Origin of the sequence: Pseudoalteromonas sp. Isolate6 (genome assembly GCF_022398435.1) — a bacterium.
Classification (GTDB): domain Bacteria; phylum Pseudomonadota; class Gammaproteobacteria; order Enterobacterales; family Alteromonadaceae; genus Pseudoalteromonas; species Pseudoalteromonas galatheae.
The window spans coordinates 1-11,298 of sequence record NZ_JAKEVK010000155.1; the positions used below are offsets into that span (position 1 = coordinate 1).

Annotated in this window: 10 protein-coding genes; 8 read left to right on the forward strand and 2 right to left on the reverse strand. The window is 43.6% G+C overall.

Going from position 1 to position 11,298, the window contains the following annotated elements; all coding sequences use genetic code 11:
* Window positions 1-5: 5 nt before the first annotated feature.
* The 8 genes from atpE (at window position 6) to L1D50_RS17165 (ending at window position 8,199) form a co-directional block, all read left to right on the forward strand.
* The gene (gene atpE / locus L1D50_RS17130) at window positions 6-239 is read left to right on the forward strand and encodes a F0F1 ATP synthase subunit C (protein ID WP_010376881.1); all 234 of its coding nucleotides are present in this window, start codon (window positions 6-8) and stop codon (window positions 237-239) included.
* A 49-nt stretch (window positions 240-288) separates the two neighbouring features.
* On the forward strand, window positions 289-759 hold the full coding sequence (gene atpF, locus L1D50_RS17135; RefSeq protein WP_010376882.1) for a F0F1 ATP synthase subunit B: 471 nt from the start codon (window positions 289-291) through the stop codon (window positions 757-759).
* Window positions 760-774: 15 nt separating this feature from the next.
* On the forward strand, window positions 775-1,308 hold the full coding sequence (gene atpH, locus L1D50_RS17140; protein WP_125253645.1) for a F0F1 ATP synthase subunit delta: 534 nt from the start codon (window positions 775-777) through the stop codon (window positions 1,306-1,308).
* Between the two features lie 14 nt (window positions 1,309-1,322).
* Window positions 1,323-2,864 (forward strand): F0F1 ATP synthase subunit alpha, encoded by a 1,542-nt coding sequence (gene atpA, locus L1D50_RS17145; RefSeq protein ID WP_125253644.1) that lies wholly within the window; start codon window positions 1,323-1,325, stop codon window positions 2,862-2,864.
* A gap of 52 nt (window positions 2,865-2,916) precedes the next feature.
* On the forward strand, window positions 2,917-3,777 hold the full coding sequence (atpG, locus tag L1D50_RS17150) for a F0F1 ATP synthase subunit gamma (RefSeq protein ID WP_125253643.1): 861 nt from the start codon (window positions 2,917-2,919) through the stop codon (window positions 3,775-3,777).
* 32 nt (window positions 3,778-3,809) lie between these two features.
* Window positions 3,810-5,195 carry a F0F1 ATP synthase subunit beta gene (gene atpD, locus L1D50_RS17155; RefSeq protein WP_128732332.1) on the forward strand — a complete coding sequence of 462 codons (1,386 nt, stop codon included), beginning with the start codon at window positions 3,810-3,812 and terminating at the stop codon, window positions 5,193-5,195.
* A 13-nt stretch (window positions 5,196-5,208) separates the two neighbouring features.
* Window positions 5,209-5,625 (forward strand): F0F1 ATP synthase subunit epsilon, encoded by a 417-nt coding sequence (locus tag L1D50_RS17160; RefSeq protein ID WP_125253641.1) that lies wholly within the window; start codon window positions 5,209-5,211, stop codon window positions 5,623-5,625.
* A 393-nt stretch (window positions 5,626-6,018) separates the two neighbouring features.
* The gene (locus tag L1D50_RS17165) at window positions 6,019-8,199 is read left to right on the forward strand and encodes a winged helix-turn-helix domain-containing protein (RefSeq protein WP_128727188.1); all 2,181 of its coding nucleotides are present in this window, start codon (window positions 6,019-6,021) and stop codon (window positions 8,197-8,199) included.
* 45 nt (window positions 8,200-8,244) lie between these two features.
* Here L1D50_RS17165 and L1D50_RS17170 read toward each other — a convergent pair whose 3' ends face one another.
* On the reverse strand, window positions 8,245-10,662 hold the full coding sequence (locus L1D50_RS17170) for an ABC transporter permease (RefSeq protein WP_161568685.1): 2,418 nt from the start codon (window positions 10,660-10,662) through the stop codon (window positions 8,245-8,247).
* On the reverse strand, window positions 10,655-11,298 hold a 644-nt coding region (locus tag L1D50_RS17175; RefSeq protein ID WP_239966469.1), incomplete at its 5' end, for an ABC transporter ATP-binding protein. The genes L1D50_RS17170 and L1D50_RS17175, both read right to left, overlap by 8 nt.

The following is an 11,298-nucleotide window of genomic DNA, read 5'->3' on the forward strand; positions in this document are numbered from 1 at the left end:
TAAAAATGGAAATCGCAGTTGCTATTAAACTTATCGCTGTTGCACTACTAATCGGTTTTGGTGCTATCGGTACTGCACTAGGCTTCGGTAACATGGGTGGTAAGTTCCTAGAAGCATGTGCTCGTCAGCCTGAGCTTGCGCCTTCACTACAAGTTAAAATGTTCATCCTAGCTGGTCTTATCGATGCCGTTGCAATGATCGGTGTAGGTATCGCTATGTACATGTTGTTCGCTCTTTAATATTGCAAAATACCTGAAACGAACAACTGTCAAGTAAGGAGGAGCGGTCGTGAACTTAAACGCCACTCTAATAGGTGAATTAATCGCATTTGTGGTCTTCGTATGGTTCTGTATGAAGTTCGTATGGCCACCACTAAATGGTGCGATTGAAGCTCGCCAAAAGAAAATTGAAGATGGTTTAGCAGCATCTGATGAAGCTGAAAAAGAACTTGAGCGCGTACGTGCACAAGGCGCTGAACAGCTGAAAGAAGCGAAAGCACAAGCAGCTGAAATCATCGAACAAGCTAAGAAGCGTGCTGCGCTAATTGTTGACGAAGAGACAACTCGTGGTCAGCAAGAGCGTGAAAAAATCATTGCTCAGGGACACTCTGAAATTGAGTCTGAGCGCAACCGTGTGAAAGAAGAGCTGCGTTCACAAGTCGCTGCACTTTCTATCGCAGGTGCTGAGAAGATTTTAGAGCGTGAAATCAATCAAGCCACACACAGTGACATCGTTGAAAAACTTGTCGCTGAGCTTTAAGCAGGGGGTATGAGCATGTCTGAATTGACTACTATCGCTCGCCCATACGCTAAAGCGGCTTTTGAACTTGCCGTTGAAAAAGGCACAGTTGAAGCTTGGAATGAAATGCTGTTCTTCGCTGGTCAAGTTACCAGCGACGAACAGGTTCAGGCGCTACTTGGTAGCATTGCTACTGAAACACAGCAGTCTGAAATCATTATCAAGTTATGTGCTGAGCAACTCAACGAACAAGGTCAAAACCTTATCAAGCTGATGGCCGAAAATGAGCGTTTAGCTGCCATTCCAGCTGTTGCAGAGTTGTTTGCTGAATTTAAAGCAGACTATGACAAAGAAATCGAAGTAGATGTGGTTTCGGCAACAGCGCTTGCGGATGATGCGCAAGCAAAATTGGTCGCGGCACTTGAGAAACGTTTCGCACGCAAAGTTAAGCTGAATTGTAGCATCGACGAAGCCATTGTAAGTGGCCTTGTGATTAAAGCCGGTGACACCGTAATTGACGGTTCTGTTCGCGGCAAATTAGATCGTCTTGCGACGTCGCTACAATCGTAATTGGGAAAAAGAGCATGCAACTTAATTCCACAGAAATTTCTGCACTGATCAAGCAACGCATTGAACAGTTTGAAGTTGTAAGTGAAGCGCGTAACGAAGGTACTATCGTATCTGTTACCGACGGTATTATCCGCATCCACGGTCTTGCTGACTGTATGCAGGGTGAGATGATCGAGCTTCCTGGCAACCGTTATGCTATCGCACTAAACCTTGAGCGTGACTCAGTAGGTGCTGTAGTAATGGGTCCATACGCAGACCTTAAAGAAGGCGTAAAAGTTAAATCAACTGGTCGTATCCTTGAAGTACCAGTAGGCCGTGGTCTACTTGGTCGTGTTGTTAACACACTTGGTGAGCCAATCGACGGTAAAGGCGCTGTTGATAACGATGGTTTTGAACCAGTTGAAAAAATCGCACCTGGCGTAATCGAGCGTCAATCAGTAGATGAGCCAGTACAAACTGGTTATAAGTCTATCGATGCGATGATCCCAGTTGGTCGTGGTCAGCGTGAGCTTGTGATCGGTGACCGTCAGACTGGTAAAACAGCACTAGCAATCGATGCTATCATCAACCAAAAAGACACAGGCGTTAAGTGTGTGTACGTAGCGGTTGGTCAAAAAGCGTCAACAATTGCAAACGTAGTACGTAAACTAGAAGAGCACGGTGCACTTGAAAACACGATTGTTGTTGTTGCTTCTGCGTCAGAATCAGCAGCACTTCAGTTCCTAGCGCCATTCTCTGGTTGTACTATGGGTGAATACTTCCGTGACCGTGGTGAAGATGCACTAATCGTATATGATGATTTGTCTAAGCAAGCTGTTGCTTACCGTCAAATCTCACTACTACTTAAGCGTCCACCTGGCCGTGAAGCATACCCAGGTGACGTATTCTACCTTCACTCACGTCTTCTAGAGCGTGCGTCACGTGTAAACGCTGACTACGTTGAGAAGTTCACAAATGGTGAAGTTAAAGGTAAAACAGGTTCATTGACGGCATTGCCAATCATTGAAACTCAAGGTGGTGACGTTTCTGCATTCGTACCTACCAACGTTATCTCAATCACTGACGGTCAGATCTTCTTGGAAACTGACTTGTTCAACGCAGGTATCCGTCCAGCGGTTAATGCTGGTATCTCGGTATCTCGTGTAGGTGGTGCAGCGCAAACTAAAATCGTTAAGAAACTAGGTGGTGGTATCCGTCTAGCGCTAGCTCAGTACCGTGAACTAGCAGCGTTCTCTCAGTTCGCTTCTGACCTTGACGATGCAACGCGTGCACAGCTTGAACACGGTGAGCGTGTAACAGAGCTAATGAAGCAGAAACAGTACGCACCAATGTCTGTTGCTGATATGTCATTATCGCTATTTGCAGTAGAGAAAGGCTTCTTAAAAGGCATCGAAATCAACAAGATTCTTGATTTTGAAGCAAGCCTAATCGCATTTGCTAAGAGCGAGTACGCAGAGCTAATGGCTCAAATCAATGAAACTGGTAACTACAACGCCGAGATCGAAGCGCAGCTGAAAGAACTTCTAGAGAAGTTCAAATCTACGCAAACTTGGTAATGTGTTATTAAGGTGAGTAGGGAACTACTCACCGAGATTCGGAGAGAGAGTCATGGCCAGCGGAAAAGAGATAAAAAGCAAGATCGGGAGTATCAAGAATACTCAAAAGATCACCAGCGCAATGGAGATGGTTGCCGCTTCTAAAATGAAGAAGGCACAAGAACGCGTAGCGTCTAGTCGTCCATACGCTGAAAACTTACGCAAAGTGATCGGTCGTGTTGCTCAGGCTAATCTTGACTTCACTCACCCGTTCTTACAAGAACGCGAAGTGAAGCGAGTTGGTTATATTGTTATCTCTACTGACCGTGGTCTATGTGGTGGTTTGAACTCAAACGAGTTCAAAAAAGTAGTAAGAGACGCAAAAGCGTGGAAAGACAAAGGGGTTGAGGCAACGTTCGCAGCTCTAGGCAGCAAAGCTGCTGGTTTCTTTAAGCGTTTTGGCGGTGAGCTAGAAGCCAAGAAGACCGGGTTAGGAGATACGCCTTCAGTTCAGGATATTATTGGTCCTGTAAAAGTAATGCTTAAAGCATTTGAAGAAGGCAAAATTGACCGCTTATTTGTTGTGTACAACCAGTTTGTCAACACAATGAAACAAGAGCCTGTTATCGATCAGTTATTACCTTTGCCAAAAGCTGAAGAAGATGTATCAGCTCACGCTTGGGATTATCTATATGAGCCAAGCCCAGAGGCGATTTTAGAGACACTATTAGTGCGCTTTATTGAGTCTCAGGTCTACCAAGGTGTAGTTGAGAATGCTGCCTCTGAACAAGCTGCCCGTATGGTTGCGATGAAAGCCGCAACAGATAATGCAGGTGGCCTGATTGATGAGCTACAGCTGGTATACAACAAGGCACGTCAGGCCGCAATCACACAAGAAATTAGTGAGATTGTGAGCGGTTCGGCTGCCGTATAACGCTTCGGCAAAGTTTAATAAGAGGAATAGACATGAGTTTAGGTAAGGTCGTCCAAATTATCGGCGCCGTTGTGGACATCGAGTTTCCACAAGACAACGTGCCAGCCGTATATGACGCACTAAAAGTTACAGAAGGCGACTTAGCTGGTTTGACACTAGAAGTGCAACAGCAGCTAGGTGGCGGTGTGGTACGTGGTATCGCACTAGGTAGTACTGACGGTCTACGTCGTGGTACTCCAGTACAAGGTACAGCTGAGCCAATTAAGGTTCCAGTTGGTACAGCAACACTAGGTCGTATCATGAACGTACTTGGTGATGCAATTGATGAAGCGGGCCCTATTGGTGAAGAAGAGCGTTGGTCTATTCACCGTGCAGCACCATCATACGAAGATCAGAGCAACTCAGTTGAACTTCTAGAGACTGGTATCAAGGTTATCGACCTTGTATGTCCATTCGCTAAAGGTGGTAAAGTTGGTCTATTCGGTGGTGCGGGTGTAGGTAAAACCGTAAACATGATGGAACTTATCCGTAACATCGCAATCGAGCACAGCGGTTACTCAGTATTCGCAGGTGTTGGTGAGCGTACTCGTGAGGGTAATGACTTCTACCATGAGATGAACGACTCAAACGTACTAGACAAAGTATCGCTAGTATATGGTCAGATGAACGAGCCACCGGGTAACCGTCTACGTGTTGCACTAACTGGTCTTACAATGGCTGAGAAGTTCCGTGACGAAGGTCGTGACGTACTATTCTTCGTAGATAACATCTACCGTTATACACTAGCAGGTACTGAAGTATCAGCACTTCTAGGTCGTATGCCTTCAGCAGTAGGTTACCAGCCTACACTAGCTGAAGAAATGGGTGTTCTACAGGAGCGTATCGCATCAACTAAGACAGGTTCAATCACTTCAATCCAAGCGGTATACGTACCTGCGGATGACTTGACTGACCCATCTCCAGCAACGACGTTTGCTCACTTAGATGCGACAGTAGTACTTTCTCGTGATATCGCGTCTCTAGGTATTTACCCTGCGGTAGACCCTCTAGATTCAACTTCACGTCAGCTTGACCCACAAGTTATCGGTCAAGAGCACTACGACACAGCACGTGGCGTTCAGACAGTTCTTCAGCGTTATAAAGAGCTGAAAGACATCATCGCAATTCTAGGTATGGACGAGCTATCTGACGAAGATAAGCAAGTAGTATCTCGTGCACGTAAGATCCAGCGTTTCCTATCTCAGCCATTCTTCGTTGCTGAGGTATTTACAGGTGCACCTGGTAAATACGTATCTCTTAAAGACACAATCTCTGGCTTTAAGGGCATCCTAAACGGTGATTACGATGATATGCCTGAGCAGGCATTCTACATGGTTGGCTCAATCGACGAAGCAGTTGATAAAGCTAAAAACATGTAATTAGGAGGTTGTTATGGCAATGACAGTACACCTTGACGTAGTAAGTGCAGAGCAGAGTTTATTCTCTGGCGAAGTGGCTACGATTCAAGTGACAGGTAGTGAAGGTGAACTTGGTATTCACCCTGGCCACGCGCCACTACTGACTGGCCTAAAACCTGGTATGGTACGTTTGGTTAAAGCAGATAGCTCAGAAGAAGTTATCTACGTTGCCGGCGGTACGCTTGAAGTTCAACCGAAAACAGTTACCGTCCTTGCGGACGTAGCTATTCGTGCGGATGAAATTGATGAGCAAGCTGCTGAAGAAGCTAAACGTGAAGCGCAGGCGCAATTAGCTTCTGGCACTGCAAGCGAGCTGGATTATCAGCGTGCGGCATTGCAGCTTGAAGAAGCTCTTGCTCAACTACGCCTTCTACGCCAGCTGCGCAAATAAGCAGCCGCCTATCTGGTTATCAAAAACCCACGCATTGCGTGGGTTTTTTGTTTGTTATTCAATCCACTCTTAGCTATCCCCAACATAACCCTATATTATTTCCTCACTTTTGCAATTAAGCTCAAAACACTGTTGCTTTTAGGTAAAAATTAGCAATTTAATGGGTTTGTTTGAAACTTATTGTTATTTTGTTGGTATGTATTCGTCAATTATAAGAGAAGAGTTGTTCACATTGAGAGCTATTTAAAATAGTATAGTTTAAAGGCCTTTTGATTGACTAAATATCGTGGCGTGCATAACTTGGATGTATTGTATTAAAGCACCAGCTCTAGTCGCTGTTGAGGCGCTTTTACATACTTACTCTGCTTTTATTCCTGTATCCTCAAAAATAATATGAATATTGTTGCGTTTTGTAAAAATATAGAAAAAATAAAACTGGAATCTTGGACGATATATCCAGATAGACACTTACTTACTGACAACGATAAAATAGAAAGGGAGTTAGAACCGTTACTATTTAGGATGCTGTTATACTTTATTGAAAACAGCAATCGTATTGTCACGCGCCAAGAGTTATCGGACGAGGTATGGCAACAGCCGTATGTGGATGATAATGCGATAAACCGCGCAATTTCAGAATTGAGAAAAGCACTTAAATCAGAAAAGCAACGTGGTCAGACATTAAAAACTCACTACCGTACTGGTTACAGCTTTGTGCTAGATGCTGAGGTTATCTATAAAGGTACGCAGACTGACGCTAGTAATACTAGGCCAGAACCCATAGCGCCAACTATCACTCACAAGCCAGCTCCTAGCTCTGCAAATTTATCGCCGTCACGCACGCCCATTACTAAGTACATCTGGGGAGGAGTGGCTATAGCCATCTGTGTGGTCGCAGGCGTCATGCTCAAAGATCAATTACCTCTAATAACAGAAGAAATTGATCCTTCCTCTGAGCTTGTTAAAAACAAAGAGTACATCACGCAATTAGATAAAGAGATACTAACGTGGAGCAAAGGCTCGGTCGCGTTTCAAGACTTATCTTTGGGTGGAAGGTTTTTAGCTTATTCATTTCTAGCTGAAGGCGATCGTAATTCAGCCTTATACGTGAAAGATATGAAATCCCTACAGAACATCAAACTGGTAGAGCGAGAGGGCGCTAATGTGATGCCGACAGGATGGGCGGCAGACAGTTTACGTTTGTACTATCAGATCAGTAGGATAGGTGAGAATAAGGTATGTGAGCTGTGGTCTGCCACATTCATGCCTGACTCAACAGATGCGGAGCATACTAAAGTTTGGGATTGCCATGCAGAGCGCAGAATGAGTGTGACCAGTGTAGAAAATACACTGTTATACACAAAGTATGACTATCGTGATCGACCGTATATTTCAGCTATCTTTAGTAAAGACCTAGTCAGTGGGACAGAATTTCAAGTTACCTCACCGAATATTCGCTTTAGCGGAGACTTTTACGTTAAGTTATCTAATAGTAAGAACGAAATCTTATTTTTACGCTCTATCAAAAATGGCACGGCTATTTTTAAGGCTAATGCAGATGGCAGTGATCAAGAAATATTAGTGCGATTAAACTACAGACTGCGCTCTGTCGACTGGTCTGATGATGATGCAAAAGTCATGTGGTTTGATGACAATGAAAACAAGCTCATGACATATGAGCTTGCCAGTAAAATAGTATCTAGTGTGTATTTTCCACTCGAAAAGGAAATGCATAGCGCTATGGTGGTGTCAGCTGAGCAGTTAATATTTTCGACAAAATTACTGGATGGTAATATTTATCAGGTTGACGAAAGTACCTCAACGCCGTTGCTCACCCCTTTCTCAGTGTCAGATGTAACAGAGTCCTTGGTGGCACCATTTAACCGTGCAAATGGCGGTATCTTCCTAACAAGGGGCGCAAGAAATCAGTCGCTTTGGAAAATGATTGATGGGGCGCGTACCAAATTGCTTTCACTACCAACGACTGAGATAGTGGACATTGTTTTGTCACCAGATGACAGTCAGCTTCTAGTTGCCTATCAAAATCAATTAGAAATAATCTCAATGGATAATCTTAATATTGTAGAGAGCATCACAGTGAATGACACCATCGCAGATGCAAGTTGGGGGCTCAATGACAATATCCTGATGACGTTGATTAAAGATACTAGTGATGCATGGAGCTATAGCCTAAAAGAGCAAAAGTTTGTGCGTCTAACCAAAAAAGGTATTCATTCTGCTCGAATGATAGATGAAGACTATTTGTACTACTTTGATAAAAGTTACAGACTAATAAAACGAGAACTTGAAAATGGTAGTGAGCAGGTGTTGTTAGACTTGTCTGATATCACGCATCTAAGCTGGTCTATGACGAATGAGTTTGTTTACTTCAGCTCGGGGAATAGTATTAGCAAGATGGATTTGAGAAGCTTAACGGTGACAAAGTTATTGGATGTTGAGCGCAAAACGGATTCTTTTTTTGGTATTTTTACTGGTGCAGTGAAGGGGCAGGTCTACGTTTACGCAAAGCGACTGCAAAATAATCATCTATTAAATGTTTCAGTAGCGAAATAACCTGAAAGTGAGCGAGCTCCAGACTGAGTAGAGCTCGCGAGGTCGCTATTCGTAGCGTAGGCTGTTTGCAGGCCTTGTTGATGCTGTTTTATAAGCGATACTTGCAACCGTAAGCCAAACTATTGTACTGACTAGCATCAGTGCAGTGATATAGATAAACCAAGGTTGCTCAATCCTGATATTAAACCCAGCTAACCAATCCGATGTGACCATATAGGTGAGAGGGAATGCAATTGCTGCACTGATCACGGTCAGCACAACGAATTCTTTTGCAAGTAAGTTCATTAACGATAATTTAGAAGCACCTAATACCTTACGTACTGCAATTTCCTTTTGACGACGATTTGCTGAGAATGAACATAGACCAAAGATACCAACACAAGTCAGTATCACAACTAAGACGGAGAATACTGCGACAATATGGGCCGTTTTACGATCTGATTTGTACAGATTTTCATAGTTGTAATGAACCTCATTCATTGGCAGGTTAAACAAATTGAATCTCGTCTGAGCGAATTCCGTTACTTCGCTTTTATGGATTGGAGTGATAGGGGTGTTAAAATTCAGGACAACATTCCCTTCATTCATCCAGCTATAACCACAGATGAAGAAACTAGGGGATGCTCCATGCTTTGCGGAACCAATTGTCAAATCTGAGACGATACCGACAACCTTTACACGGATCATCAGATCAGATTCCTCGCCAGTGGTAAATGTCCAAGTTTCACCCACTAAGCTTGCCAGATCACTGCCGCCAGCCATACGTGCGACAGATTCACTGATAATAATGCTTGCTGTCTCATTTCCTTGTGTATCAACGGCATGCCAATCAGATGTGTAGGTCGCACTGAAGTCTCGGCCATGAAGTAAGGTTAAGCCTTGTGTTTTCACTGGATCAAAACCTGTACCAATAAAAGGTAGAATAGGCACATCCTGATCTGCACCAGGCCAAAGAAGTCTGGCAGAGGTGTTTATTGATTTAGTCAAAGAGGTGTCAGAAATTGTCGCTGAGTCGACAAATGGTAATTGCGAAAATGCACGTGCCAGGTTGCTGTCCGGGTTATCGAAAAGAACAGCGCGATTGATACCAGAGATTTCTAGACGATTTTCTTTTTGATAACCCGTCTCTATGGTAGTCATATAATTTAATTGCTGATGTAAGATAAATGCGCCAATAATTAGTGCAATGGATAAAGACGCCTGTAATATCATAAGTGCTTTTCTGATCCTTACAGCAGTGGTTCCACGAGTGAGATCACCACTTAAAACACGTTTGGCATCAAATGCCGTTAAGAAGAAGGCTGGGTATAAACCCGCGATTAAGCCGACCACCAAATCAATCCCTAATAAGAATAAAATGCTTACTGGCGTGATATCAAAGCTAAGTTCCTTTTCAATCACTGCATTAAACCAAGGTAATAATGTAATGGCCACAATGGCTGCAAGTATGGTTGCGATGGTTGAGATCACCAAAGACTCACATAAAAACTGTGTGATCAGGCTCTGTTTAGAGGCCCCCATTGCCTTTTTTACACCCACTTCTTTGGCTCTCAATACCGCCTGAGCAGTGCTCATATTGATAAAGTTAATAGAGGCGATAGCGATGAGTAAAAATGTCAGGCCAATGCAGACATCAACGATAAACTGAGAACCATGAACTTTCATCTCAAATCGAGAGTTCGCCGATAGGTAAATATCACTCAAGCGTTGGAGTGAAACTTCAACCATATTTTCGCCACGATAAACTACATCGTTGTATAGCTGCGTGTACTGTGCGGCAATGTTTGCAACGTACTGCTGTTGTTCAACTTTGACATAGGTGAAACTGTCGTTGCCAAGTGGATTTGGCTCACCTAGCAGCTGTACTTGTATGCTTGTCAAAAAGTCTATTTTCAAATGAGTGTTTTCTGGCAAATCTTTGAATATAGCACCTACGGTCCATGTAACTTGCTCATTATCAAGTGTTTTACCCAATACTGACGTTTCACCAAAAAGGCGCAAAGCTTGCGATTGGGATAATGCTATATAATTTGGGGTAGTAAGGGTTTTATCGAGATCACCTGCTACCACTTCGAGTGTAAAGAACTCAGCAAAATTTGCCGTGGTTGCATACAAGTTCTCTAATTTGAGAGGACTATCATTGATTTTAATTTCATTGTTAATCACTGGGCTCATGTGGATAAGGTTTAAGATATCCGTAACGCCTTCTACAGCCGAGAAGTGTGGGTTCATTGCGGAACTGCTTACCGGAGCGTTTAGTCCCAGAGAAGGCCAGTTTTGCGCTACACGGTATGTGTGCTCTGGGGCTGGATGAAATTTGTCGTAACTCGTTTCATAGGAAGCATATAAAAAGACTAAAATTGCTGCAGCTAAGCCAAAAGCGAGACCTATAATGTTTAAAATAGAATGTTGGCGGTACTTGTTTAGTAGTCGAACAGCCGTGATGAATTGTAGCTTAAGCACACTCCACCTCCAGCACCTCAATAGGGCGATTATGGTGAATCTTACCATCGAGTAGTTTGATGATTTTATTACCATACTGCGCGTCTTGTTCCGAGTGCGTCACCATTATAATGGTCGTTCCTTCTCTATTCAGTTCACTGAGTAGCTTCATTACCTCAGCACCATTTTTTGAATCTAGGTTACCGGTAGGTTCATCAGCTAAAATTAGCTTTGGGTTTGTTGCCAGAGCACGAGCGATAGCAACGCGCTGCTGCTGACCTCCTGACAGTTGCTGCGGTAAATGATTTGCTCTGTGGGCGATATCAAAGCGTTCAAGCAAGGCATTGACGCGTTCTTTTTGCAGGGCTTTATCTGCGTTGTTATACATCAAAGGCAGTGCAACGTTCTCAAACACCGTAAGTTCATCAATCAGGTTGAAGCTTTGGAAGACAAAGCCTAGATTCGCTTTGCGAATATCGCTTAGCTGACTTTCTTTTAAGTTGGCCAAGTTCTTATCATTAAATAGATATTCTCCCTGGCATGGGCTATCTAGCATGCCCAGTATCGACAGGAGAGTTGACTTACCACAGCCTGAAGGGCCCATAATTGATACAAAGTCACCGCTGTTTATTTCCAAATTTATATCATTAATAGCAG

Coding starts and splice junctions, on each gene's coding strand:
- L1D50_RS17165 (WP_128727188.1), top strand. CDS start 6,019: ATGAATATTGTTGCGTTTTGTAAAAATATAGAAAAAATAAAACTGGAA.
- atpD (WP_128732332.1), top strand. CDS start 3,810: ATGAGTTTAGGTAAGGTCGTCCAAATTATCGGCGCCGTTGTGGACATC.
- atpG (WP_125253643.1), top strand. CDS start 2,917: ATGGCCAGCGGAAAAGAGATAAAAAGCAAGATCGGGAGTATCAAGAAT.
- L1D50_RS17160 (WP_125253641.1), top strand. CDS start 5,209: ATGGCAATGACAGTACACCTTGACGTAGTAAGTGCAGAGCAGAGTTTA.
- atpH (WP_125253645.1), top strand. CDS start 775: ATGTCTGAATTGACTACTATCGCTCGCCCATACGCTAAAGCGGCTTTT.
- atpE (WP_010376881.1), top strand. CDS start 6: ATGGAAATCGCAGTTGCTATTAAACTTATCGCTGTTGCACTACTAATC.
- atpA (WP_125253644.1), top strand. CDS start 1,323: ATGCAACTTAATTCCACAGAAATTTCTGCACTGATCAAGCAACGCATT.